This window comes from Streptomyces sp. NPDC006294, assembly GCF_042870895.1.
Classification (GTDB): Bacteria; Actinomycetota; Actinomycetes; order Streptomycetales; family Streptomycetaceae; genus Streptomyces.
On the sequence record NZ_JBIAHV010000008.1, the window covers coordinates 344,767 to 370,058 of the forward strand.

A 25,292-nucleotide genomic window follows, 5' to 3' on the forward strand; every position below is an offset into this window, starting at 1 on the left:
GACGGGCATGTCTGTCACCGACTACTGGACTCTCCCGCCCGACCGCACAACCCGGGGCAGCGGCAGCCGCTACGAACTGACCCTCCTGCACCCGCCGTTCACCGTCGACGTCGCCGGCCTCCCGCCCAACGAACCGGTCAGGGCCGCGGAGTTCGCCCGTTCCCTGGGCACGATCGACGACGTGGTCGAGGACCTCGGCCCCCGTGCGCGCAGCGACATGATCACGGTCGCCACGAGAGCCGATCTGGACCTCGTGCAGGCCGGCGCGTGGGGAAACCTCCTGTCGGTCTCCGACCCGGCGTTCGCGGACGACGGCAACGACATGCCGCTGCTGGCGGAGGCCACCCGGCTGCGGGAGCGCTTCCCCGACGCGCGGATCGTGGGCCGGGTGGAGGTGCACTGCGGCGCCGAGCACACCGAGGACCTCGTATGGCTGCCGGACGGCGCCATGTTCCACGCCTGCGGCTGGCCCGGCGACGAACCGTTCGTCGTGACCGGCGACCCGCAGGCCGTGATGTCCGCCCTCGGGATCACGACGGAAGTCCTCGAAGACCTCGACGTGTACTTCGACCTGGACGACGAACCGAACCAGAACGACTGGGGCGCCCTCGCCACCGCCTGCCTCGCCGACGCGGACCCGTGGGGGCGGGCCGGCCTGTACGCCTCCTCGCTGCGGGTGCGGCACAGCGAGCACGCCACCGGCCACATGGAAGCCCTGTACTTCGGCGGCTGACCGCTTCCCCCAACGCGCGGTCGGTTCCGGCCGGTTGACACGCCGACACGGCCTTTTCCGTTTCCTGTCCGTCGGCGGTTGGGGCTAGCTTGGCATGGGCGACGCGTACACGTCACGGGGGCCTCACGCGCCGCCCCGTAGCCCCTCAGGCCCCGCACATGAGGGAAGATCACACGTGAACAGAGCACTGCGCATACCCCGGCGGTTACGTCTGGCGGGCCGCGTTCTCGCCGTCGTCGGAATCGCCTCGGCAGTCACCGTGACCGGTCTGCCCGGCATCGAGACCGACACCGCCACCGCCGCGCCGCGCGCCGTCGCGGCCAGGATCAAGGACGGCGCGAAGCGCTGCGACACGAAGAACCTCGGCAAGCCGTACCCGAGCACGCCGACGAACTCGGGGTTCCCCAACGACCCCACCGGCTCCAACTTCTCCGCCTGGCAGGGCAACCCGAAGAACTTCAACTACGACCTGCCCGGCAGGGCGTACGACGGGGTGAAGCCGCCGACGGCCGCCGACAAGACCAAGGCCCTGTCGCAGGTCGCGAACGACACGGAGAAGAACTACAAGGCGTGGCAGAAGATCGCCGACAGGTCCGGCAGTCCTGCGGACCGCAAGTTCGAGATCTACGCCCGGTACTTCCACAACACGGAGGGCCTGAGCTTCGACCACTGGTTCGAGCACCGGTTCATCCGCAACCAGACCAACAACCACAAGGGATCGGCGTTCGAGCGCCAGCTCGTCCGTGACTTCCGCCTGGTCGGGCCGGACTGGCTGTGCGAGGTCACCGTCGAGCTGATCGACGCGAAGGGCAACGTCGTCGAGACGCGCCGGTACGACGCCTACAACCAGCGGACCAAGGAGTTCAACGAGTTCAAGTCGAACTCGGAGCTCACGAACAAGCAGCTCGCGAAGGACCGGAAGATCGCCCGGTTCATGCCGGACCACAAGTTCCGGTTCACCGGCGCGAAGCCGTTCACCGAGACCCAGCGCAAGAAGATCGACAACCTGAACCGGTACGTCAACCGGCTGCGGCCCGGGCAGACGAACCAGGTCCGCGGCAACCAGCGGATCTACAACCCGGTCCCGCGGACCAAGCCCATCCGGGGCTACTCCGACTACCAGCGCTGGTTCGCCCCGGGCTGTCAGGGCGGCCAGGGCAAGCTGCGGCTCGCCGCCGCGTCCTCGTGCGGCACGCGCGGCTCGCTGAACGACCGCGTCAACGGCTCCGGGAAGACCCCGGGCGAGGCCAAGCGGATCCAGGCCGACGCCCGCCGGCTCGACCCCCGGGGCACCCTCCCGCGCGGCGGCCCGGGCGGCGTCGACTTCACCACCCTGGAACTGCGGTACGTCGGCGGACTGGGCAAGGGCAAGGGCATGCAGTACTCCATGCGCGCCGACCAGATGCCCGACCCTGACGAGAACCCCGGCTTCGGCGGCGAGGCGCGTATGCAGCTCTCCTCCGACGCCCTGTTCACCTGGCTCGCGCTCACCCCGGAGAAGTTCTGGGTCAACCTCAACCCGGATCAGCCGGACAAGATCATGGACGCCAGGTTCGGCAGGACCGACGCCGGCCGGGTCCTGCTCGAGGCCGACTACCTGATGAAGGAGGACTTCGCCGAGGCCCTCAACCCGAAGAAGCACGCCGGCGGCAAGCGGTACTGGGACACCGCACCCCGCCAGAACGGCCTTCCGTGCTTCCCCGGCGTCCGGTTCTGGGCCGAGCCCAAGACCGCCCAGGTCCGCGAGCAGGACGGCGGGATCTACATCCTCGACGCACCCCTGAAGGTGTCCGCCGAGTGGCTCGACATCGAGTGGGAGGCCCCCGGCAGCACGGAGTGCAAGGGCCTGACCGACGCGCAGAAGAAGTCGATGGAAGCGAGCGTCCGCGCCAACATCGTTCCGCTCATGGAGGAGCGGGTCAACAACGACAAGCGCTACGCCGACCTGCGCGCCGTCTACACCGCGCGTGTCGCGGCCGAGTACATCCGCCAGCAGGACGCCAAGGCGCCGACCGACTTCCGCGAGATCATCAACTCCAACGACGTCTCGGCGTGGCCGCTGCGCGCCCCGCACGACCAGTGGACCCGCGAGGACGTGTACCAGAAGTACATGAAGTCGCTGCGTGAGGGCATCGAGTGGTTCGAGCTGGAGTACGGCGGCAAGGTCTTCAACCAGGGCGTCGGCGGGGTGGACTTCTCCAAGCAGCCGAAGCGGAACATCAGCCGGACCCGGTTCAACGTCGAACACCGCACGCTGGACACCACGACGAAGACGTCGCTCCAGTCGGACGACGTGTCCTACCGGGACACCGACACGCTCTACCTCGGCGGCAGCGGTGACATCGAGGCCGGCGACGGGGACCCGGGCCCGGATCCGACTCCCACCCCGACCCCGACGGACGATCCGAAGCCGACCGACCCGCCGTCGACCCCGGCCCCGGACCCGTCCACCCCGGGCGACGACGGCAGGCCGACCCCGCCGGCCAACAGGCCGGACCCGGACGGCGGACTCGCCGACACCGGTTCCAGCACCCCGGTCGGCCTGATCTCCGGCATCGCGGCGGCGGTCGTCGCCGCGGGTGCGGCCCTGGTGTGGTGGACCCGCCGCAGGCGCCGGGACGCCACGGACTAGCCCGACCGCCGGAGCTCCGCCGATTTGCCCGCTGAGACGCAGGGCCCGGACCGTGCATCGCGGTCCGGGCCCTGCGCCGTGCCTCCCCGCGGCGGCGGTGCGTCAGCTCTGTGCGGTGTCGTCGCCCGTCTGCCCGGTGCCCTCGGCTGCGCCGGCCTTCTCGCGCATCTTGCGCACCAGCTCCGCCTTCTGGTCGGCGGCGCCCTTGCGGTCGAGGTTGCGGTGCGGACCGTTGTTCTGCCGTTCGGCGCGGGACAGCTTCTTGCGCTGACCGCCGCCCATGCCGACGGGGTTGTTGATGTTCTTGCTCACGGTCATGGGCTCTCCCGGTAATGATGTGAAGTGATCTACGGACTTACGGGTGGGGGACGGGCGGCGACGTCGAAGGGCGCCGGCAGGGCCCCATCACGCTCTCACTCGCAAATCGGCGTCTGGAAGAGCATGCAAAGACGGTACCCGGTTCCGTCCGCCCCGCGCGCCAGGCCGCTGGTCGCCCCGGCGCCGGCCGCGCTTTCGGCGAGCGCCCGGGTTCAGCTGTTTCCTCCCCGGAATCTCGGCACCGTCGGCACCCGCGGATAGTCGCTGCACGCCCGGAGCAGGTCCAGCCGGACGCCACCGGCTTCCCGAGTCCACCGCCGGACGGGCGGGTCAGCGCAGTCCGGCGAAGAGATCGTTCTCGGGTACGGCCGCGCCGGTGGCGTCCTGGACACGTACGAAAGTCTCCAGGCCCATCAACTCGCCGAACCTCTCCCTGCCCATCTTGAGGAAGAAGATGTTCTCGCCCTGACTGGCGTGCGCGGCCAGCGCATCGAACTTCTGACCGCTGAACGCGGTGGTGTCCACCCACGTGGTGATCTCGTCGTCGGGGAGGCCGATCTCGGCCATCGCGGCGGCCTCCGCGGGATCCGGCTCCGGCATGTCCTCCCCGAACTCGCGCATGGTCTCCCCGAACCGCTGCATCATCGAGCGGGGCATCGTCGTCCAGTACACCTTCGGTGTCAGCGCGGTCATCTCCAACGCCGCCATCGTGATGCGGTGGGCCTGGATGTGGTCGGGGTGGCCGTAGAAGCCGTTCTCGTCGTAGGTGACGACCACATCGGGCCGGTAGTGCCGCATGAGTTCCGCAAGCCGGGCGGCGCCTTCCCCGACGGGGGTGCGCCAGAAGGATCCGGGGGCGTCGTTACTCGGCCAGCCGATCATCCCGGAGTCGGCATAGTCCAGCGTCTCCAGGTCGCTGATCTTCAGGACCTCACAGCTCGCCTCGAGTTCTTGGCGGCGCATCAGGGCGACGGCCGCCGGATCGTGCCCGGGATCGCCCGGCTTGACGCCCCCCGGTCCATCACCGCAGCCGCCGTCGGTACACGTCACGAGAACCGTGCGGATGCCTTCCGCCGCGTACCGCGCGAGGACCCCTCCGGTTCCGGTGGCCTCGTCGTCGGGGTGGGCGTGTACTGCCATGAGCGTCAAGGGCCGGTCAGTCATGAAAAACAGTCCTCCTGCAGAACTTGCGTCTGGGTCCGAGTGCGCGGCGGGGGTACTGGGGCCCGGGGCCAGGCGGGGCGGGCGACTCTGTGTCTCCGTCTTCCCCGCCTGTGCGGCGCCGGTCCTTCGGTCGATGCAACCGTGACGGCCGGGCCGGCTGTTCCCGGCGCGACCGCCTGGCCTTCCGGGCGTCGGCGTTCTGGGGCACGGGCGGTGGCGACCATGGCCCTGAGCAACAACAGGAAGGGGCGTGAGATCGGCCGGTACCACAAGGGCAGGAAGACCGCAGGAGCCTCCGCCCGGAGCTCGTGCAGAGTGCGGTCTCCACTCCGGTTCCCGCGTCGGAGGGCCGGTGACCGGACGCCCGGCGCCACTCGTTCGAGTGAGCGACCAATCCGGTGGCCGCCCGGCTTCGAAGAGCGGGTGTGACTACTTCAGGTGCTTCGTGGCAGCGGCGGGCGTTCGCCGGGCTCGGCGGTTTGCTGGCCGCGTACGCGGCGCTGGCAGTCGCCGAACTGATCGCGGCCATGGTCCGGCCGGAAGCGGGCCCGATCGCAGCGGTCGGCGGTGCGGCGATCGACCGGACGCCCACGCCGGTGAAGGACTGGGCGATCCGGACGTTCGGTGAGGACGACAAGGTCGTCCTGCAGCTGGGCATCGTCGCGGTGCTCGGTCTGCTGGCTGTCGTGCTGGGTCTCTTCGCCCTTCGGCACCGGCGTCTCGGCGCCCTGGGGGTGTTCGCCTTCGGGGTGGTCGGTGCTGTCGCCGCCACGAGCCGCCCGGACTCCGTCTCCCTCACCGACGCCTTGCCGTCGTTGGCGGGCGCGCTCGCGGGTGCCGGAGTGCTCTACTGGCTGATCGGCCGGCTCGGGGCCGGCAGCCCCGCGGCGCCGGCTGCCGCATCCCAGGAGTCCGGCTGGGACCGGCGTGGTTTTCTTCTGTCCGCCGCCGCGGCCGCCGTGGCGTCCACCGGCGCCGGTGGAGCGGGGCGGGCCCTGGGCCGGTCGCGGACACGCGAGGCCGTCGCCTCGCGCGAGGCACTCGTCCTGCCCGCGCCTGCCTCACCGGCGGCCCCTGTGCCGAAGGGCGCGCGGTTGCGCGTCGCGGGTGTGAGTCCGTTCGTCACGCCGAACAAGGACTTCTACCGGGTCGACACCGCCCTGGTGGTGCCGAAGGTCGATGCGACGAGCTGGCGGCTGCGGATCCACGGCAAGGGCGTGAAGCGCCCGCTGACGCTCACCTTCCAGGAGCTGCTGGGCCGTGAGCTGATCGAGCGGGACATCACCCTCACCTGTGTCTCCAACGAGGTCGGCGGCCCGTACGTCGGAAACGCCCGCTGGATCGGCGTGCGGCTCGCGGACCTGCTCAAGGAGGCAGGTGTCGCGCCCCCGTCACGGGGCGGCGCGGCCGACCAGTTGGTGGCCCGGTCCGTCGACGGGATGACGCTCGGCACGCCGGTCGAGGACCTCATGGACGGCCGTGACGCGATGCTCGCCGTGGGCATGAACGGCGAACCGCTGCCGCTGGACCACGGGTTCCCGGTGCGCATGGTCGTGCCCGGCCTCTACGGATACGTCTCGGCCTGCAAATGGATCGAGGACATCGAACTCACCACGTTCGACTCGTACGACGCGTACTGGGTGAAACGCAAGTGGGCCCGCAAGGCGCCCGTCAAGACTCAGTCCCGCATCGACACCCCCAAGCCCTTCGCCCGCCCGAAGGCCGGGACCGTCATGGTCGGCGGAGTGGCCTGGGCCCAGCACCGCGGCATCGACAAGGTCGAGATCCGCATCGACGACGGCGCCTGGCAGCCGGCCGACCTCGCGGCCGAACACACCACCGACACCTGGCGCCAGTGGTCCTTCCCATGGAAGGCCACCCCCGGCAGCCACACCCTCACCGTCCGCGCCACCGACCGCACCGGCACCCTCCAGGCCGAGCAGCGGACCAGAACCGTCCCCGACGGGGCCAGCGGATGGCACTCCGTGGTGGTCACGGCCGAGTAGACCCATCCGCCCCGTGATCGTCCCCGGACTGCCCTCCTCACCTCAGACCAACCACTCTCAGTAATGCAAAGAACACTCCAGGAGATAATGATGAACGCCTTCCGTTTCCGCCGTGCCGCCATCGCCGTGACCGCAGCCGCGGTCCTGCCCCTCGCACTGACCGCCTGCGGAGGAGACGACAGCTCCTCTGACGCGGCCGCCGACAAGGCCGCGACCTCGGCCCCGGCCGAGGAGAAGAGCTCTCCCGCCGAGACTTCGGGCACGGTCGACGGCCCGTTCGGCCCGGGCTGTGCCTCGGTGCCGAAGGACGGCGCAGGCAGCTTCGACGGCATGGCCAAGGACCCGGTCGCCACGGCCGCGTCCAACAACCCGGCGCTGTCCACGCTGGTGACCGCCGTCAAGAAGGCCGGCCTGGTCGACACCCTGAACAACGCGGAGAACATCACGGTGTTCGCGCCCACCAACGACGCCTTCGCCAAGATCCCGAAGGCCGACCTCGACAAGGTCCTCGCCGACAAGGAAATGCTCACCAACATCCTCACCTACCACGTCGTCGGCGAGAAGCTCGCTCCGAAGCAGCTCGAGAACGGCACCTACGACACCCTCCAGAAGTCCACCCTCACCACCAAGGGCTCCGGCGAGGACTACACCGTCAACGACACCTCCACAGTCGTCTGCGGCAACGTCCCCACCGCGAACGCGACCGTCTACATCGTCGACACCGTCCTGATGCCCAAGTCCTGAGACCCGCCCGCGGCAGCGGGTGACGACCGGCGCGGCCCCCTGATGTGGCCCCCCTCGGGGGGCCGCGCCCTTTTCATGCCGCGCCCTTGGCCGAAGAACCACAGGTCCTGACGGAAGGCGTCCATGCCGTCGAGCAGCAGCAGCTTCCCCACCCGGCCGGCCACTTCCTCGGCAACGGCTCCCGCACCCGGGCCCGGGCCCTCGCCCGCGCCCGCACCCGGGAGCGGGCCCGCGCCCGCACCCGGGCCCGCTCCCGGACACGATTCCGCCGACCGGTCGAGGGTCGGCATGAGCGTGCTCACGTCCGGCGGCTGGCTGCCCGCCCCCTCGCCCTCCTGGGCGGCCGCTGTCGCCCCGGCACTCTTCTCCCACCAGGGAACGCTCTACGCGGCGTTCCCGCGTGCCGACGACTGCGCCGTGGTGTGGAGCGTGCTCGACGACGGCAGATGGCAGGATCCGGTGCCTCTGCACGAACAGGCTCTGACCGGTCTCCGCCCGGCTCTGGTGTCGACGGACGCGGGCCTGTGGTGCCTGTACGCCGAGGCCCGCACCGGCATCGTCCATGCCTGCCTGCTGGGAGAGCACCCGCACGGGGCGGCGCGGAATCCCACGGCGCTGCCCCACCAGATGACGACGGCGGCGCCGGGTGCGGTGGCTGTCGGACCGCGCCGTATCCGCACCTCTCAGCGGCGCAGCGGCGAGCTGGCCGCCATCGGCGAGTGGCGTCTGCCCCGCCGGCCGGTCCGGCAGTGGTCCCTCAAGGACCAGGGGTGGTTCGCCGATGCCGGCGGCGAAGGAGCCGTCGTCCTCGCTCAGCACGACGGCGCCACGTGGGCCGTCCACGCCTGTGCGGACGGCTCGATCAGCGGCCTGTCCTGGTCGTCGGAGTGGTTCGGGCCCGGGTGGACCATCGACGGGCCGTGCACCGGGCACGATCCCGCCATCGCCTCGCACGAGGGGCAGTTGTGGCTGGCCTACCGCGACAGGGGAACCGGCGTACTCCTCGCGTGCTCCTCGCCCGACGGGCACCGGTGGTCAGCCGGCACACCCGTCACCCCGAACCTCATCGGCCCTGCCGCGCCCTGTCTGACGCCCCACGCGGGAAGGCTGTACGCCGCCTACCTCGTCGCGGCCCGGCAGCCGGGCGGAGCCGGTTCACCGTGATGCCCAGGCGCCTGCCCTCTTCGTCCCGCGCCGCAGGTCCGGCTTCCGTCCCCTGACATGCCGGAGCCCGCGGGGAGCGGCTGCCGACTGCCGCGAAGGAGGGCGGGCGAGGGCGGGACAGCCATGATCCGGCCGTCCCGCCCTCGCCCGCCCCCGTCCTGCCTCGCCCGCCCGCGCCGCCCCCGTCCGCCCTCATCCGGCTCAGGCCGGCAGACCGAGCAGGGCCAGTGGGGCACTGGTGGGCTGAGGCGAGCCGGTGCTCGGTTCCACAGTGACGCCGACTCCCTCGGCGCTGCCGACGTCCCCCTCCATCAGCAGACCGCCGTCCTTCGCGAGCAGCCCGGCCGGCCGCATCCTGTCACCGTCGGCGAACCACAGCTGGTACGTCTTGCTCCGCGGCAGCTCGGGCAGGCCGGAGGCCAGGAAGACAGCGCTGTCCTCACTGCGGGAGACGATCACCGCGGCCCTGGCTCCACCCTTGACGTCTCCGGTGACGGTCCGGGCGTCCGCGGCGGCCAGAACGCGGGCCATGTCGGCCGTCTCCGCCCTGACCTGTTCGACACGCCGCTCGGCCTGCCGCGCCTCCTGGTACTGCCACGCCGCCGCCCCGCCGAACGCGGTGGCCGCGGCGACACACGCCGCCAGGACCAGCTTCGGCAGATGCCTGCGACCGACGGCCCCACGCCGCGACGTGCCGGTGCCGCCCTGTACGTCGGGAGGGAGCTGGCGGACGGTCCCGATCCGTTCCAGGACCCGCTCCTTCAGCGCTTCGGGGGGTGCGGCCGACACGGCAGTGCCCAGCCGGGCCGCCGTGGCCTTCAACTCCCTCACCTCCTGCGCACACGCGGCGCAGCCCCGCAGGTGGCGCTCGAAGGCCTCACGCTCGTCGTCGGGCAGCGCGTCCAGGGCGTACGCGCCGGTGGGGGCATGCATGTGGTCCTGGCTCATCATGCGTTCACTCCCATGCAGTCACGAAGCCGGATCAGTCCGTCGCGCAGCCGGGTCTTGACCGTGCCCAACGGCGCCGACAACGAGACGGCGACCTCCCGATAGGTGTAGCCCTGGTAGTAGGCGAGTGTCACGGCCTGCCGCTGGAGCTCGGTGAGAGACCGCATACAGCGCCGTACCTGTTCGCTCTCCAGCCGGACGGCGACTTCCTCACTGACCTGGTCGTAGGCGGGCGCGTGGTCGCGGCGCGCGGTGCGCTGCTCACGATCGGTGGCCGCCTGTTCGGAGCGGACCCGGTCCACCGCACGACGGTGGGCCATCGTCATCACCCACGTCATCACGCTTCCCTGCTCGGGACGGAAACGGGTCGCCGTGCGCCACACCTCGACCATGATCTCCTGCGTGACCTCCTCGGACTGCGAGGGATCGCGCAGCACCTTCAGCACCAGCCCGAAAACAGGACCGGCGATGGAGTCGTAGAGGGTGGCGAAAGCGTCCTTGTCGCCACCGGCAACCCGTGCGACGACTTCGGAAAGGTCCGGCCCGTCGCTGTGCGGCCGGCCGCCGGCGCGTGCGAATTCCTTCATCGCGCACCACCGCAGCGCCGACCGGGGCCGGCGTGGTGGGGCAATGAGCCTTGGTTGCCCATACGCAACTCTCCCGCTCTACAGGTGAGCGACACGTCACCTTCGGATTGCTTCCGTCATTGGTTCGTAGCCGCGCGGCTTCCGGATGGGTGGACCGGCCCATTCGACCCGAGCGGCAACCATCGCGTCACGGTATGCCGCCCGTACCGACGCGCCCGGCACCCGGCGCCGGGAGAAGGCGGGCGCCGGCCGTGACCAATCCGAACCGTGCCGGGCCTCGAATCAGCCCCGACGTCGCGCGGCACGCGCGGTGAGAGCACCGGGGCGCAAGGGGTGGAGCGATGAAGGCACGGAGCGTGGCTGTGGTCGGCTCGGGCGTGGCGGGTCTGACCGCCGCCTACGTATTGCGGAGGGCGTGCGATGTCACCCTGTACGAAGCGGAGCCCCGGCTCGGCGGCCATGCCCACACACACGAGCGGGTGACGGCCGACGGACGGCCGCTGAGGGTCGACAGCGGCTTCATAGTGCACAACGAGCGGACCTATCCGACGCTGCTGCGGCTGTTCGAGGAACTCGGCGTGGCCACCCAGGACTCCGAGATGAGCATGTCGGTGCGGTGCGAGGGCTGCGGCCTGGAGTACGCCGGAGCCCGCGGACCGAGGGGTCTGTTCACCGGACGGGCGGCGCTGAGGGGCCGCTATCTGCGGATGCTCGCCGAGATACCCCTCTTCCACCGGGCGGCGCGCCGCCTCCTCACCTCCGACGACGAGCCGGCGTACACACTGGACCGGTTCCTGCGCCAGGGCGGCTACTCCTCCTACTTCGTCGCCCACTTCGTCGCTCCGCTCGTCTCCGCCGTCTGGTCCTGCCCGCCCCGGACCGCCCTGAGCCACCCCGCCCGTCACCTCTTCCGTTTCCTGGACCACCACGGTCTGCTGACGATCACCGGATCCCCGCAGTGGAAGACCGTGACCGGGGGCTCGGCGGAGTACGTGGCGCGGGTCGCCAAGGAGATCACCACCGTGCGCGTGGCCACCCCCGTACGCGCGGTGCAGCGGTTCGCCGAACGCGCCCGCGTGGTGACGGACGACGGTGACGCCCAGGAACACGACGCGGTCGTGATGGCGGTCCACCCCGGTCAGGCGCTGCATGTCCTGACCGATCCGACCGACGACGAGCGGCAGATCCTGGGCGCGTTCGCGTACTCCAGCAATCCGACGGTCCTGCACAGCGACACCACGCTGCTGCCGCGCTCCGCCCGGGCCCGCGCGTCGTGGAACTACTTCATGCCGTCCTGCGGTGCCGAGCCCGACGCCGCCCACGTCAGTTACGACATGAACCGCCTGCAACGTCTCGAGACCGCGGACGAGTTCGTCGTCACGCTCAACGGCGACGGACGTGTGGACCCCGGCAAGGTCCTGGCGCGCATGGTCTACGAGCACCCCGTCTTCACCCCGGCGTCCGTGGCCGCCCAGCGGCGCCTGCCGCGGCTGAACACCACGGTGACCGCCTACGCCGGTGCGTACCACGGGTGGGGCTTCCACGAGGACGGGTGCCGCTCGGGCGTCGAGGCGGCAGCCGCCCTGGGGGTGCGGTGGTGACGCCCCCGACGCACGCACCCACGAAGGCGGGGACGCCGGCGCTCTACGACTGCGTCGTACGCCACGCCCGCAGCATCCCGCTGCGCCACCGCTTCCGGCACCGCACCTATCTGTGGCTGGTCGACGTCGACCACATCCCCGTACTTCCCCGCCTGCTCCGGCCGCTGGCCCGCTTCGATCCGCGGGACCACTTCGGAGGCACAGCGCCGTCCCTCCGGGCCGGGATCGACGCCTGTCTGCGAGCCCACGGTGTCGACCTGAACGGCGGTCGCGTGCTGATGCTGGCCCACGCGCGGGTGCTCGGGTACGTCTTCAACCCGATCACCGTCTACTGGTGCCACGACCGCGCCGGTGCCCTCGAATGCGTCGTGGCCGAGGTTCACAACACCTACGGACAGCGCCACTGCTACCTGCTGCGAACGGACGAGAGCGGCACGGCGCAGGCGGAGAAGGACTTCTACGTCTCCCCGTTCTTCCCGGTCGACGGCACCTACCGGATGCGCCTGCCCCTGCCCGGCGAACAGCTGGACCTGACCGTCCGGTTGCGGCGCGGAGACGCGATCCCGTTCACCGCGACCGTCCACGGCACGCGGCGGCCGGCCACCGCCGGCCAACTGCTGAGAGCGGCCCTGCGGCGCCCCTGGTCCACGGCAGTGGCGTCCGCCGCCATCCGCCATCACGGCATACGCCTGCTCCTGCGCGGACTTCCCGTACAGCCCCGCCCCCCTCACCGACCCCGGAAAGGCATGAAGTGACCCTCTCGGAACCACGGAGCTCCGACCGGAAGCAGGTCGTACCAGGGCCCGGACCAGCCGCCCAGCACGCCAGGTGGCCGCACGCCGTCCGGCCGCCCGGCGGCTCCCGTGCCCGCGGCGTGGCGGCCGGTGTGCTCGTGCGACGGGCGCTCACCCGGCTTCCGCTGTCCGTGCAGTGGGGGCAGGACCGTCAGGAAGGGGGCGGGCCGCTGCTGCGCGTTCTCGACCCTGAGGCGTTCAGCCGGCGGATCGGCGCCGACGGGCTGATCGGATTCGGCGAGTCCTACATGGCCGGTGAATGGGAGGCCGATGATCCGGTCGGCGTTCTGACGGTCCTCGCCTCGCACACGGACGACCTGGTGCCGGCCGCCCTGCGGCGGCTGAGAAGCCTGTGGATACGCCGCCGCCCGGCGGCGCAGCGCAACACCGTCGAAGGCTCGCGTGACAACATCCGCCGCCACTACGACCTGTCGAACGAATTGTTCGCGCTGTTCCTCGATCCGACGATGTCGTACTCGTCCGCCGTCTTCTCCGCCTTCCCGGCCTGCGAGAAGACCTTCGAGGCCGCCCAGCACCGCAAGATCGACCGCCTGCTCGACCTGGCGGGCGTCGGGCCCGGAACCCGGCTGCTGGAGATCGGCACAGGATGGGGCGAGCTCTCCCTGCGGGCCGCCGCTCGAGGGGCCCGTGTCGTGACGGTGACGCTCTCCGCCGAGCAGCGGCAGCTGGCGATGAGCCGCCTGCGAGACGCCGGCGTCGCCGACCGGGTGACCGTGGACCTGTGCGACTACCGCCATGTCACCGGCACTTACGACGCGGTGGTGAGTGTGGAGATGATCGAGGCGGTCGGCGCCGAGTACTGGCCCGTCTACTTCTCGTCCCTGAGCGAGCGCCTCACGCCCGGCGGCCGCATCGCGCTGCAGACGATCACCATGCCGCACGAGCGGATGCTGGCCACCGCGCAGGCCCATACATGGATCAGCAAGTACATCTTCCCCGGCGGCCTCATCCCCTCCATGCGCGCCATCGAGGAGGAATCCGCGCGCGCCGGCCTGCGCATCGTGTCCGACGCCCGGTACGGCGACCACTACGCGGAAACCCTCCGGCTGTGGCGTGAGCGCTTTTCGAATCAGGCCGCCCGCGTCGACGCGCTGGGCTTCGACCCCGTCTTCCGCCGCATGTGGGAGCTCTACCTGGCGTACTCCGAAGCAGGGTTCCGGGCGCGCTACCTGGACGTGCACCAGATGCTGCTGACCGCTGACCCGAACGGACAGGAAGGACCACGATGACATCCGTCGCCGATCGACTCGCCGCCCTTCTGACGCGCTGCCTCCGGGCCCCCCTCCCCTTCCGGTTGCGGGCGTGGGACGGCAGCGAGGCAGGGCCCGGCGGTGCTCCGGTCGTCGTACTCCGCTGCCGCCTGGCCCTGCGCCGGCTGCTGCGGCAGCCCGGCGAAGTGGGCCTGGCCGAGGCGGCGACCGCCCGGGTGTGGCGGCTGTACCTCGTGGGCAGTTCCCTGGCGGTCGCCGAGCGGCGCATGGGCGTCGACCAGATCCTCGCCGTCCGGCCGACGCCGACGGGGGACGCGGGCATGAGCGGCACCCCGCACGGGTGGTACGGACGGGACGGGTCCCGGTGAGCGGCTTCCCGTGGGCGGCGTTCGTCACCAACCTGGCACCCGCCGCCGCTGCCGCGTTCGCCGTCATGCTCACCTTCTTCGCCCTGGGCACCGCGCGCGGCATGCACCGACTGGTGGACATCGCCTGGGGACTCGCCTTCACCGCTGTGGCCGTCGTGACGTACGCGTCGGCCGCCGGCCACGGCGACGACACGAGACGTCTGCTGGTCGCCTCGGCCACAGCCCTGTGGGGCGTGCGTCTGGCGGTGCACATCGCCTGGCGGGGCCGCGGCCACGGGGAGGACCCACGCTACGAACGCATGCTGGCCAAGGCGCCCGGCAACCGCTCCCTGTACGCGCTGCGCACCGTGTACCTACTCCAAGGGGCGCTGGTATGGATCGTCTCGCTGCCGGTGCAGACGGCCCAGTTCACGCCGGAGCCGGTCGGACCGCTGATGTTCGCGGGCATCGCGGTGTGGGCGACGGGCCTCTGCTTCGAAGCGGTCGGTGACCTCCAGCTGGGCCGCTTCAAGACGGACCCGGCCAACCGGGGGCGCGTCATGGACCGCGGCCTGTGGAGCTGGACGCGCCACCCCAACTACTTCGGCGACTTCCTCGTCTGGTGGGGCCTGTTCCTGATGGCCTGCGGCACCTGGCAGGCGGCAGTCGTGTCGTTGGTCTCGCCCGTGGTGATGAGTGTTCTCCTGATCAAAGGGAGCGGCAAACGGCTCCTCGAGTCGCACATGGCGCAACGCCCCGGATACGCCGCATACATGGCACGCACCAGCGGATTCCTCCCACGGCCGCCCCGGTCCGCCGGAGGCGGAGAGCAGCGTGACCGGGCCGGATCAAAGAAGATCGCCGCCCGATGCGACGGCCGTGACCGATGATTTCCGAGCGGCGCCGCCGTCTTCACTGCCGTAACCCGCACCGAGGAAGCAGGAGAAAGTGCCATGCGCATCTTGATCACCGAGTTCATCAGTCTCGACGGTGTCGTGCAGGCCCCGGGTGGGCCCGGCGAGGACGAGGACGGCGGCTTCCGCCACGGCGGTTGGACCGGCCCCTTCTTCGACCCGGAGGTGGTCGGCGGCACTTTCGACGACGCGCTGAACAGCGCCGAGGCGCTGCTGTTCGGGCGCCGTACCTGGCAGGTCATGGGAGCGGCATGGCCCGCACGGGCCGGCGACCCGTTCGCGGACCGGATGAACGCGATCCGGAAGTACGTCGTGTCTCAGACACTCGGCGACGACGACCTGTCCCTCTGGGACAACAGCGTCCGTATCCCCGGCGACAAGGCGATGTCACAGCTCAGGGACCTGCGGGCCACCGAGGGGGGCAACCTCGTGGTCATGGGGAGCTCCGCGCTGGCGCGCAGCCTGATGAGCGAGGACCTCGTCGACGAGCTGCGCCTCATGATCATGCCGGTCCTGCTCGGCGGCGGGAAGTCGATCTTCCCTGCGGACGGAGGGATGCGCACCCTGGAACTCACGTCCACGGTCACCAGCCCGAACGGCGTGCAGGTGTGCACGTACCGGCGGGCGGCGGACGCGTAGGCGTGGACGCCGACCGCGCACGTCCCTCGGCCGTTGTCCTTCCTCGGTCGTTGTCCTTCCTCGGTCGTTGTCCTTCCTCGGCCCGGGGCATGCCTCGACCTGCGAGGCGACCACCGGCTGCGCCGAGAATGCCGGTCCGGGGCATCCGTTCGCGCGTCGGCCACGAATGCCTGACGAGGGGAGGAATCGGCTCAGCAGTTCCGAGGAGCGGTCATGACCACCACCGCATCACTGCCGCCCGCGGCGCAGCATGTCGCCGTCCTGGCCTTCGACCCGTGCGCCCCGGCGGCCGCCCGCCACCTGGTCGCGCGATGGCTGGGCGCGGACGGTTGCACGGCACGCACGTCGGACGTCGTGCTGATCGTCTCCGAACTCGTCACCAACGCCCTCCGCCACACCCACGGATCCTGCGTACTGACTCTGGCCGTGCGTGAAGGCGTGCTGGACATCGCCGTCACCGACCACAGTGAGGAACTCCCCGAGCTCCGGCGGTCGCGCGGCGGCGACGAGAGAGGCGGCTTCGGACTGGAGATCATCCGCGGTCTCGGCGGCCGGATCCGGGTGGTGCCCCGTCTCGGGGGCAAGACCGTGCACGTCCTGCTGCCGGACGGCGCCGCGTCCGGTCCGGCATGTGGGGCACGGTGAGCCCGGCGGCGTACGGTCCTTGCCGTCCTGCGGGCAGGTCACGACAAGCGGCGCCGATCGACGGCCGGCGACGATCAGGGCTGTGCGGTGGCGCCGTTCGTGCGACGAGCGGTAGGACTTTTGCAGGCTGTCCAGTGGAAATGGCGAGCCGTGGGAATCCGCAGCAACCACGGCGGCGAAGCATGCGTGGATCCGCGCCGCGCCGCAGAGAGCGCGGGCCGCCGACAGTTCGGAGACCGTCCGTTCAAACTCGTCTTCCCGCCGCTGCCGTTGCCGGCGCGGCCGCGCTGTCCCTCGTTGCTCCCGCTCTCGCGTCGGCCGACGTTGGCGGCGCCGGACCGTTCGCACCGCTCGGGCGCGCGGCGGGTCAGGGCGGGCTGATCAGTGTGGGGCTGACCGTGGACCAGCGCCTGGTCGGCTTCCATGTCGCGAACCCCGGTGACACCTGGTCGTTCGGCCAGATCGTCGGACTGAAGGGTGACAAGAAGCTCGTCGGCATCGACTTCCGCGTCCAGAACGGCAAGCTGTACGGCGTGGGCGACAGGGGCGGCGTCCACACCCTGAACAGCGACGCCAAGGCCGCCAAAGTGTCGCGGCTCACCGTGGCGCTCGCCGGAAAGCACTTCGGCGTCGACTTCAACCCCGCCGCCGACCGCCTGCGCGTCATCAGCGACACCGGCCAGAACCTGCGCCACAACATCGACGACGCTGCTGCCACGCGGGCAACGATCACCGACGGCACGCTCACCAACCCGACGACGCCACCGTCGGACCGCGCTCGGCGTCACCGGTGCCACACGGTTATGCGGCCCTGTCCACCGGCGGGAAGCAGCGCCTCTATCGCGTGACCGTCCTCGACGGCGAGACACGCCTCGTCGGCTCCTTCCCGGCGGGCCACCAAGTCGTCGACATCGCCCTTCCGCTCGACCAGGGTAACGGTCGGCGACAGCGCGGGTCGGCGGCACCTTCCGCCCGTCTGTCGTCCATGCCCCGGCCTGCACGCCGCCGGACCGGCGGTGGGAAGTTGTACGCGGGCTGGATCAGCTGGTGCGGATCTGGCGCGAGGCGCTTGGCGCGGTCCAGTCAACCAAAGCCCCGGGCCGTTGGCCCGGGGCTTTCTGCTGGAGCGGGTGACGGGAATCGAACCCGCGCTCGGAGCTTGGGAATCAGCGGTTCCTAGGTTGCTGGAGGGGCTCCGACCTGCGATTTCGGAACGGGCAGGTGGATGGCTCCCGGTCTCTGGGAGCCGTATCAGACCGCTGCTGTCCGCTCTGCTGGGAACGGATGGGGCACGAGGGCTGACAGTGCGACGGACGGAACCCGCCGAAGTGCGCGCTCCGGGCGGGCCGGCAGGCCAGAGGGGGCCATGGAAAGGTCCCTGACATGGTCGGCTGGGCCGCGCCTCCAAGGGACGTCGGTGCAGTGTCGATCTTCTTGCCTTGGTCTTGCTGTCGGTGCCAGATATCAGCTTCCTGACTGGTTCGACGGGTTCCGATGCTCGGCGATGTTCAGTATCGGTCTTACCGGGCCGCTGATGGGCACCCTCGGATGGCCAGAGCGGAACGGGTGCCGTTAGCGCTGTTCTCGACGTATGGGGGTTCACTGAGCGCCCCCGACAGTCGTACCACCCCTCCGGGGGAGTGCTGCGTCCGCTGGACAATCAAGCTTCCACCAATGGTTGCGCGCCTGACATGACCGGCAGATAAGGTGAGTCATGAGCGATGTCACCTTCCTCAAGCAGCGAGAGCCCGTCGATGAATATGGGCGGGCCTTGTACGCCGTCTCTCGCTCCATCTTGAGGGCGATGCTCGACCAGTTGAGCACCCAAGACCTGACAGACCTAAACGTTGACCGTGTCGACGTAACAATGCGCCAATTGTCACATTATGCCCGTCTTGAGCGAGATAAGGGCATGCGAGGCGACGGCTTCGAGTGGGCCGTGCATGAGGCGATCGCTGGCGGTGAGCCGACGGTGACTGAATTGGTTTCAGACGCGCTCAGCCGTACATCGCCGAAGGTTTTCCGAGGCTCTTCTGGTACCTCCTCGCTTCTCTTCGGTTACGAGCGGGCGAAGTACCTGGGGTTTCTGGAAGCTGTGGTCGAAAATGCAGGAGAGGAGGCCGTCCTGCTGCCGGATAGTCAGGGTAGGCCCTATCGTTTTGCGAGCGACTGGCTCAAGCATGCCGCAAAAGGGGCTAACGCCGAAGATGCCCTTGGGCAGCGGATTAAGAAAATCTGGAAGACGGACATCTTCCTTTCTGATGAAAATGCTAGGCGGTATGCTGCGGCGACAATCAAAAGCAACCATACGCAATTGGAGGGCGGTCCGGGGCTTCGGGTGGCAATTGTTCCCGCTGCAACTAATCTGCGTCCGGGCGTGCGATTCGATCGCACCCACGGGCTTTGGTTGACCGTACTCCCCGACCCTGACGGCTTCATGGGGCTGTTCAATGATTCCTATTGGTCGGTCGCATCGGCTGTTTACACGATAGGAAAGCAGGTGCGACCGCCCTACTACCTAAAGCCGAGTGTTAAAGGCCAGAGGGTGGCCGAGCAGCTGGAAAAGTATCCTACCGCTAAAGTTATCGATATTGAGAACGCTCTGGATGAGGCGGCACAGCAGCAGCTACTTGAAGTGAAGCATCAGTTGGTTTCGGTTGAGGCCCCAGAATGGCTCCACATCAATGAAATGAGGACGCCAGTGATTGCACCTAGGCCGCATTTCGAACCGCTTGATTGATTGGGGAAGGCAAATGTCAGGGGCGTACTGGATTATGGCAGCTCCGGGCGGTGTTGATTGGAGGATTGCACTTTCTGTAGCCGCACTACCCGCCATTGCCGCCGTAATCGCAGCAGTAATTGCTGCGCGATCGGCGAAAGTTGCAAAGAGTTCCGAGGTGGAAGCTCAGAGGCTTCGTGAACTGGAATCGAGGATCTCCGAGAAAAAGTATGACACGTACAAACCTATGATTAACACGCTAAAGGATATGCTAGATCGTCGTGCGGTGAATGAAGAAACTTTCCGTGCTAACATCTCCGAATTTGCCATCTGGGTCGCTATTTTCGGTTCCGATGAAGCGGTGAGGTCCTTTCATAATTTCATGCAGGCGAGCTTTAACCCCCCAACGCCTCCCGTTGTGTTCATGAGGCTCTATGCTGATTTTGTCCTGGCGGCTCGCCGCGATATGGGTTACCTGGATACGAGCAGCACTCGAAAAGAGATCTTGGGTTCTCGAATTACCGACGTCTACTCGCATTCAATGTTTTCGAATATGGATAAGCCTTTTGAGGATCTGTGCCGCGAGGCGGAATGGCAACCGTCTTGGTTGTAGGTGATTCTCACACTATGTCCTACCGTCTACGCTGGCTCCTATTCCGTTTGCCTTCAACCCGCACTCTGTGGATCGGTCGTGGTGCAGGGGACCAAGGTGGAGCGCGCCGTTGTACGAGCGACCTTGGCGCCCCTGGCCGGGAATGCTCTGCCCTGCTTGGATCGAAGGTCGCCGGGATGGGAGCCGCTCCCCACGGTTCGGCTGACACCCGCGAACGGCGTTCCTCCTATCCAAGATGGACGAGTGCTCCCGCAGAGGCTGTTTGAAGCCGTGAGCTTGCGCTTTCCTCTGCGGAGAGCTGGAGCCGGGTGCCCTGGTGCTGCGGGGAAGGGTTTTCCGCCCTGGCAGCAGGTGGCTGCCGATACTCGCACCTGAGCGTGGCTGTTGGCCGCGCCTGGTGGGCGCGGCCGACGGTGTGTTTGGAGCCCGTCAGGCCGCCGCAGCGGCCTCACGGCCCCTGCGCGTCCGGCGGTGGAGGATCTCGTCGAAGGTGGCGCGGGCGCCCGTGGGGTCGATGTAGTGCATGGCCAGGAGGGCTGCGATGACGGCGCCCACCAGGTCGTTCTGGACCTCGGACCAGGTGTGGTCGTCGCCGCAGGTGGTGAGGCCCTTCAGGCCGTGGAGGGCGTGCATTGCCTCGCCGGCTTCCTCGGCGACCTGGAGGGCTTTGAGTTCCTCGTCGGGGAGGTGGGCGCCGGCTGCTCGGCAGACGGCGGAGAGCTTCTCGATGTTGTCCCACAGGGTGTCCACGTCGGACCTCCGGTCGATGGGTTCGGCTATTCCTGTGCGGGTCGCCCGAGCTGACGTACGGTCCATCCGGCCATGCGCCAGGCGTCGGCGTCGATGAGGTTGCGGAGGTCGACGAGGACCTGGTCCGCGACCAGTGGGGCGAGTGCCTTGGGATCCGCCTCGCGGAAGTGGGGCCATTCGGTGGCCAGGACGATCAGCTCGGCTGCCGCGAGGGAGTCTTCGAGGTCTTCGCAGTAGTCGAGTTCGGGGTGGCGGCGCAGTGCTGTGGGCACGGCGTGCGGGTCGTGGACGGTGACGGTCGCACCGCGCTGGTGCATGAGGGCGGCGATCGCCAGGGCCGGGGATTCGCGGACATCGTCGGTGCCAGCCTTGAAGGAAGCTCCCCAGACGGTGACGCGTACGCCGTCGACGGGGTGGCCGAGGGTCTGCTCGATGAGCTTCAGCGCAGCGGTGGGGCGGGATTCTTTGACCTGCTCTGCCGCCCGCAGGAGGGTTGCTGCCTCGGTGGCTCCGAGGGTGCTGGCTGAGGCTGTGAAGGCGCGGACGTCCTTCGGGAGGCAGCCGCCGCCGTAGCCGGGGCCGGCGTTCAGGCCGCCGCGGCCGATGCGGGGGTCCAGGCCGATGGCCTCGGTGAGCTGCTGGACGTCGGCTCCGGCGGCGGTGCACATGTCGGCGACGCCGTTGATGAAGGAGATCTTCATGCCGAGGTAGGCGTTGGCGGCGCCCTTGATGAGTTCGGCGGTGGCGGGGTCGGTCACGAACAGCGGGATGCCGTTCGCCAGGAGGGGCGCGTAGACCTGGCGTACCGCGTCCTCGGCGCGGGCCGAGGGGACGCCCACGACGATCCGGTCGGGGCGCAGGGTGTCGTCGATGGCGTGGCCCTCGCGCAGGAACTCGGGGTTCCAGACGACCTCCACGTCCTCACCGGCCGGAGAGAGCCGGGCGAGGAGAGCACCGAGGTCGCGCGAGGTGCCGACGGTGACCGTGGACTTCCCGACAATGACGGTCGGGCGGGTCAGGTGCGGGGCCAGGGCGCGGGCGGCGCCGAAGACCTGTCCGGTGTCGTAGCTCCGTCCGTCCGCGTCGATCGGCGTGCCCACGGCGAGGAAGTGGATGTCGGCGAACTCGGCTGCCTCCGCGAGGCTGGTGGTGAACCGCAGGCGTCCAGTGGCGGTGTGGGTGCTGAGGAGTTCGGGCAGGCCGTCCTCGTAGATGGGGCACTCGCCGGCGTTGAGGCGGTCGATCTTCGCCTGGTCCAGGTCCACGCCGATGACCTCGTGGCCGATCTCGGCCATGGCAGCGGCGTGGGGGATGCCCAGGTGACCACAGCCGATGACGGATACGCGCATAGGTCGACGCTCCTTTCCTTATCCCTCGCCCGCCCAGGGGAGTCCGGGCCGGCCGGGTGCGTCACGCTAGCGCCAACACCCGGCGCGACCCTCTTCGTGCAGGTGGATCAATCAGCGTGCTGCTTGAGCAGGTTGACGAGGGCGGGCAGTGCCTCGGCGGCGGTTTCCCGGCACACCAGGTCGCCGTCCTGGGGGCCTTCCAGCGGGTACGGCATGAACTGGCCGTCGCGCCAGAAGCCCTCCGGGTCCAGGTAGACGACCTGCATGCCGCGAGCGCGGGCGCGGGCCTGGACCTTGCGGCGGTCGGCGTGCAGGCCGACGACGAGAAGGGCCTTGGCGCCGTCCACCCACTCGACATCGGGTACGGCCTGGTCGTACCGGCGCATGAAGCACTCGTCGAGCCCGGCGCGCGCCGCGAGCACGTCGAAGTTGTTGGTGATGACCGGACCGACGAGGTGCCCGGCGTCCTTCAGTTCCTTCAGCGCCCACATGGCCGGAGTCGGCTTGGCCAGGAAGCAGGTACGGAACATCTCCACGAACTCCGCCGTCTTCTCCTCCGGCTCCGTCAACACCTCGTGGAGGAGCGTGTCCGCTGTCGGGGAGAGGGTGAAGCGGTGTTCCCGAGGCTCGTGGCCCTGGCGGTCGGTCACACGGTAGATCTCGTGGAGCCGGTGCAGGGGCGGGATACCCGCCTCGACCGACGTACCGCAGCCGATCTCCACCTGGAACGGCAGCAGGTCCGCGAGGACGGACAGGTCCGGGACGCGGGTCGGCGTACCGGGGCGGTCCTTGCACCTGATCCCGGTGGAGAGGACGTTCCACGGCAGCTGTCGGACAGCGGGCGGCGGCGCGTAGGACACCGAGGCGATCTGCACGTCCAGGCTCCGGTAGCCGACGGGGAGGGTACGCCCCACTGCCGCGTCCTGGGGGTGGACGTCGTGCTCGGTGATCCGGCACTTCAGATCCCGGCGTGTCCATAAGAATCCACCGGGAGCCTCCTTCCAGCCGCCGGTGGCGAGCGAGTCCCACAGGGCGTCGTGGTGCGCGTCGATCTCGCCCGCGGGAGCGGTAGCGGAGTGGTAGAGGTACAGGTCGGTCAGGCCGATGGCCGGCGCGGCGGTGGTGGGGACCAGGCCGTACCGGTAGCGGTAGTGGATGATCCGCCGCCGGGCGTCGTCGGCAGCCGTCCAGCCGCTCTGTTCGGCCGTGGCCTTCTCCTGCGTACGACGCCAGATGCCTTCCTCGATGTAGCGGGGTCGGTCGGCGTCGCCGAAGTAGGTCTTCCAGACCTGCTGTTGGTCGGGGGTGAGCTGGTCGATGACGATGTACGGGATGTCCACGATCTCTCCCTGGAGAATCACGCCTGGATGTTCCGGGTGCATGGCAGGCTCCGTTGGCCGGGAAAGTGGGGCGAACGACCCGGACAGCGGAGCGGAGTCAGTGGTCGGAGGGCGGGCTCGCGTCCGGTGAGACGGCGGCGGGCTGGTGACCGAGACCGTTGAGGAGCGAGGCGGCCTGCTCACGCAGTGCCCAGGCCGGGCCCACCAGCCCGGCGACGGCCAGAAGCGTGAGCGCGATGCCTCCGCCTTCCGGGCATACGGAGTGCGGCGCGGCCTTTCGGGCGTGGTGTCGCCGAGACCCGGTTACGGGGTGCCGCCGAGGGCGCGTTCGTGTGCGCCGACGAGGCGGCTGGTCTGCTGGTGCAGCCACTGCACCTCGGCAGAGGTGAGGATGAGCGCGCCATCGAGGGTCGAGCCGTCATCCAAGTGGAACTCGATGGGAACCGATCCCTGCCGGGCACGCGGGTCGTAGACCGCGTCCCGTCCGGCCGAGAGCGTGGCGTGGGTGGCCCTCACCGGCACGGGACTGAGCGTCGTCCCGTCGGCGGGCGCGGACCAGGGGGCCCCGCCCTCGGGCGGACGCAGGTGGTACGTCGTAGCGGAGCCCTCACCAGGGAGAGCGACCACGACACCGACACGGCCATCGCGAGCGCTGTCCGTGGCGAGGTCGCCGAGCCGTGGAACGAACGGTGCTGCCGTACCTAACTCGGCTCCCTGCGAGGGAAGATGAGAAGAACGTCGTCGCGTCATGCCCCGAAGTTAGGGACAGGACGGGCCTCGAATATGAGCCGGAGGAATACGACCCCTATCCGTCCAGGTGAAAGCGGTCGGACATGTGCCGCAGCTTCTCCCTCGTGGCTGCCCGTTCCGCGTAGACGATGCTGCGAAGCGTTGAACGGGCGATGGGGTGGTTCCGTACGAGCTGCGGCGCGATCCGCTCAGCCGTCTCCAGCTCGGTGAGGGCCTTTGCCCGGTTCCCGTCCCACAGCCAGGCCCGTGCGACGTCCATGTGGTGATGACCCTGACGGGAGTTGGGCAGTGCCCCGACCAAGCTCGGGCTGGTGCGGCGGTTTATCTCCAGAGCTTTGCCCTGCTCGCCCATTTCCAGGGCCACGCTGATCGCGTGGATCTGCACGTTTCCGGCGGAGAACGTCAGCGAATGCCGGTCGTACACCGGTGCCCCGACGTACGCGTCCATGCGTTCCGCCGCGTCCTTCGCATGTCCGATCCGGTCCTCCGCTTCCGATGGACGGTTGGCCCGAGCGGCGGAGATGGCCGCCCGAAGCTGAAGCGTGCCCCAAGCCCGCACAGCCAGCGGATCACCATGCTCGTACGGCTGTTGCACCGAGGCGATCGCCTTGTCCGAGAGGGTCAGAGCGTCGGTCCAGTCAGCCGTCGCCCACATGTCCCAGACGCGCATCCAGTCGGCGACGGCAGGCAGCACCGGATCTCCCGACAACCTGGCAGACCAGGCGGCCCGTTCGCACGCCATGGCCACCAACTCCGGGTGTCCGAGGGCGTGCGCGGCGGTGTGCGCGAACTTGCAGCACACGGCGTAAATGGCATACGCCTCTTCCCGCTCGTGCCCGTCCGAGTCCTCCGCCAGAGCGCGTGCTTCCCGGAACAGATCCGGGAGAACTCGGAGAATCGCGACGTTGGAGGCGGTGTCCCGCAGGCGGTGCAGCCGGGTCACCTCACGCCACAGCTGGGGTGCCGGTCGCGGAGCCCCATCGAAGACGGGAACGAGGTCGTAGCGACGCAGCTCGCGCAGGATCGACGAGGCGGCGATCTGCCACTGGCTGTCGTCGGGGGAGCTGCTGTACGGGCGTCCGATCAGGTCGTTCGGATGGACGTGCAGCTCTGCGGCCACCTGGTTGAGCAGCCCGACCCGGTCCAGCTCGATCAGGCCACGCTCCATCTTCGACACCCAGCCCTGCGACTTCCCGAGGGCCGTCGCCAGGTCGGCCTGCGGCATGCCCAGCCGCAGCCTCGCCCTGCGAGCGCGCTTGCCGATCTCCTCGGCTTCCTCCAGCATCAGGACACCTCCCGGCCG

23 protein-coding genes and 1 pseudogene are annotated in these 25,292 nt (G+C 69.3%); 15 read left to right on the forward strand and 9 right to left on the reverse strand.

Annotated elements, in window-relative coordinates:
* Nucleotides 1-7 precede the first annotated feature (7 nt).
* Nucleotides 8-733 carry a DUF6333 family protein gene (locus ACFYOP_RS17125; protein ID WP_356898474.1) on the forward strand — a complete coding sequence of 242 codons (726 nt, stop codon included), beginning with the start codon at nt 8-10 and terminating at the stop codon, nt 731-733.
* Between the two features lie 175 nt (nt 734-908).
* Nucleotides 909-3,365 carry a hypothetical protein gene (locus ACFYOP_RS17130; protein WP_388451856.1) on the forward strand — a complete coding sequence of 819 codons (2,457 nt, stop codon included), beginning with the start codon at nt 909-911 and terminating at the stop codon, nt 3,363-3,365.
* 102 nt (nt 3,366-3,467) lie between these two features.
* Here ACFYOP_RS17130 and ACFYOP_RS17135 read toward each other — a convergent pair whose 3' ends face one another.
* Both ACFYOP_RS17135 and ACFYOP_RS17140 read right to left on the reverse strand, forming a co-directional pair.
* Nucleotides 3,468-3,683 carry a DUF6243 family protein gene (locus ACFYOP_RS17135; protein WP_356898476.1) on the reverse strand — a complete coding sequence of 72 codons (216 nt, stop codon included), beginning with the start codon at nt 3,681-3,683 and terminating at the stop codon, nt 3,468-3,470.
* Between the two features lie 330 nt (nt 3,684-4,013).
* Nucleotides 4,014-4,847, reverse strand: a complete 834-nt coding sequence (locus ACFYOP_RS17140) for a PIG-L family deacetylase (protein ID WP_356898477.1) — start codon at nt 4,845-4,847, stop codon at nt 4,014-4,016.
* 527 nt (nt 4,848-5,374) lie between these two features.
* On the opposite strand from ACFYOP_RS17140, the gene ACFYOP_RS17145 reads away from it, so the two are divergent.
* The 3 genes from ACFYOP_RS17145 to ACFYOP_RS17155 all read left to right on the forward strand — a co-directional run bounded on the left by ACFYOP_RS17145 (nt 5,375) and on the right by ACFYOP_RS17155 (nt 8,761).
* Nucleotides 5,375-6,853 (forward strand): molybdopterin-dependent oxidoreductase, encoded by a 1,479-nt coding sequence (locus ACFYOP_RS17145; RefSeq protein WP_388451882.1) that lies wholly within the window; start codon nt 5,375-5,377, stop codon nt 6,851-6,853.
* A 90-nt stretch (nt 6,854-6,943) separates the two neighbouring features.
* Nucleotides 6,944-7,597 carry a fasciclin domain-containing protein gene (locus ACFYOP_RS17150; RefSeq protein WP_356898502.1) on the forward strand — a complete coding sequence of 218 codons (654 nt, stop codon included), beginning with the start codon at nt 6,944-6,946 and terminating at the stop codon, nt 7,595-7,597.
* 288 nt (nt 7,598-7,885) lie between these two features.
* Complete coding sequence (locus ACFYOP_RS17155) at nt 7,886-8,761, forward strand: hypothetical protein (protein ID WP_356898479.1); 876 nt, start codon at nt 7,886-7,888, stop codon at nt 8,759-8,761.
* 201 nt (nt 8,762-8,962) lie between these two features.
* Here the strand turns inward: ACFYOP_RS17155 and ACFYOP_RS17160 are convergent, their stop codons facing one another.
* Together ACFYOP_RS17160 and ACFYOP_RS17165 are read right to left on the reverse strand one after the other, a co-directional pair.
* A complete protein-coding gene (locus ACFYOP_RS17160) occupies nt 8,963-9,709 on the reverse strand; it encodes an anti-sigma factor (RefSeq protein ID WP_356898503.1) in 747 nt (248 codons plus the stop codon).
* Nucleotides 9,709-10,296, reverse strand: coding sequence for a sigma-70 family RNA polymerase sigma factor (locus ACFYOP_RS17165; RefSeq protein ID WP_356898480.1), 588 nt, complete (start codon nt 10,294-10,296; stop codon nt 9,709-9,711). Before ACFYOP_RS17165 ends, ACFYOP_RS17160 begins: the two co-directional genes overlap by 1 nt.
* Before the next feature lie 341 nt (nt 10,297-10,637).
* Between ACFYOP_RS17165 and ACFYOP_RS17170 the strand changes: the two genes are divergently transcribed.
* The 10 genes and pseudogenes from ACFYOP_RS17170 to ACFYOP_RS17215 all read left to right on the forward strand — a co-directional run bounded on the left by ACFYOP_RS17170 (nt 10,638) and on the right by ACFYOP_RS17215 (nt 19,800).
* A complete protein-coding gene (locus ACFYOP_RS17170) occupies nt 10,638-11,897 on the forward strand; it encodes an FAD-dependent oxidoreductase (protein WP_356898481.1) in 1,260 nt (419 codons plus the stop codon).
* Nucleotides 11,894-12,652 carry a DUF1365 domain-containing protein gene (locus ACFYOP_RS17175; protein WP_356898482.1) on the forward strand — a complete coding sequence of 253 codons (759 nt, stop codon included), beginning with the start codon at nt 11,894-11,896 and terminating at the stop codon, nt 12,650-12,652. The genes ACFYOP_RS17170 and ACFYOP_RS17175 overlap by 4 nt, the downstream gene beginning before the upstream one ends.
* Nucleotides 12,649-13,941: a class I SAM-dependent methyltransferase gene (locus ACFYOP_RS17180; RefSeq protein ID WP_388451860.1), complete on the forward strand. Its 1,293-nt coding sequence runs from the start codon at nt 12,649-12,651 to the stop codon at nt 13,939-13,941. The genes ACFYOP_RS17175 and ACFYOP_RS17180 overlap by 4 nt, the downstream gene beginning before the upstream one ends.
* Entirely contained in the window at nt 13,938-14,291 is a 354-nt protein-coding gene (locus ACFYOP_RS17185) for a hypothetical protein (RefSeq protein ID WP_356898483.1), read from the forward strand. The genes ACFYOP_RS17180 and ACFYOP_RS17185 overlap by 4 nt, the downstream gene beginning before the upstream one ends.
* Nucleotides 14,288-15,160 (forward strand): DUF1295 domain-containing protein, encoded by an 873-nt coding sequence (locus ACFYOP_RS17190; RefSeq protein ID WP_356898484.1) that lies wholly within the window; start codon nt 14,288-14,290, stop codon nt 15,158-15,160. The genes ACFYOP_RS17185 and ACFYOP_RS17190 overlap by 4 nt, the downstream gene beginning before the upstream one ends.
* A 63-nt stretch (nt 15,161-15,223) precedes the next feature.
* Nucleotides 15,224-15,823: a dihydrofolate reductase family protein gene (locus ACFYOP_RS17195; RefSeq protein WP_356898485.1), complete on the forward strand. Its 600-nt coding sequence runs from the start codon at nt 15,224-15,226 to the stop codon at nt 15,821-15,823.
* 213 nt (nt 15,824-16,036) lie between these two features.
* Entirely contained in the window at nt 16,037-16,468 is a 432-nt protein-coding gene (locus ACFYOP_RS17200) for an ATP-binding protein (protein ID WP_356898486.1), read from the forward strand.
* Between the two features lie 182 nt (nt 16,469-16,650).
* Nucleotides 16,651-17,399 (forward strand): annotated as a pseudogene (locus ACFYOP_RS17205) (DUF4394 domain-containing protein); the annotation flags it as partial.
* Nucleotides 17,400-18,182: 783 nt separating this feature from the next.
* Nucleotides 18,183-19,208: a hypothetical protein gene (locus ACFYOP_RS17210; protein WP_356898487.1), complete on the forward strand. Its 1,026-nt coding sequence runs from the start codon at nt 18,183-18,185 to the stop codon at nt 19,206-19,208.
* Between the two features lie 13 nt (nt 19,209-19,221).
* Entirely contained in the window at nt 19,222-19,800 is a 579-nt protein-coding gene (locus tag ACFYOP_RS17215) for a hypothetical protein (RefSeq protein ID WP_356898488.1), read from the forward strand.
* A gap of 429 nt (nt 19,801-20,229) precedes the next feature.
* Here ACFYOP_RS17215 and ACFYOP_RS17220 read toward each other — a convergent pair whose 3' ends face one another.
* From ACFYOP_RS17220 to ACFYOP_RS17240, 5 genes are all read right to left on the reverse strand, one after another.
* Nucleotides 20,230-20,550, reverse strand: coding sequence for a MazG-like family protein (locus ACFYOP_RS17220; RefSeq protein ID WP_356898489.1), 321 nt, complete (start codon nt 20,548-20,550; stop codon nt 20,230-20,232).
* Nucleotides 20,551-20,576: 26 nt separating this feature from the next.
* Entirely contained in the window at nt 20,577-21,899 is a 1,323-nt protein-coding gene (locus tag ACFYOP_RS17225; RefSeq protein WP_356898490.1) for a UDP-glucose/GDP-mannose dehydrogenase family protein, read from the reverse strand.
* A 107-nt stretch (nt 21,900-22,006) separates the two neighbouring features.
* Nucleotides 22,007-23,239 (reverse strand): hypothetical protein, encoded by a 1,233-nt coding sequence (locus tag ACFYOP_RS17230; RefSeq protein ID WP_356898505.1) that lies wholly within the window; start codon nt 23,237-23,239, stop codon nt 22,007-22,009.
* A 303-nt stretch (nt 23,240-23,542) separates the two neighbouring features.
* A complete protein-coding gene (locus tag ACFYOP_RS17235) occupies nt 23,543-23,761 on the reverse strand; it encodes a hypothetical protein (RefSeq protein WP_356898491.1) in 219 nt (72 codons plus the stop codon).
* 283 nt (nt 23,762-24,044) lie between these two features.
* Entirely contained in the window at nt 24,045-25,274 is a 1,230-nt protein-coding gene (locus ACFYOP_RS17240) for a helix-turn-helix transcriptional regulator (protein WP_356898492.1), read from the reverse strand.
* Between the last annotated feature and the right edge of the window lie 18 nt (nt 25,275-25,292).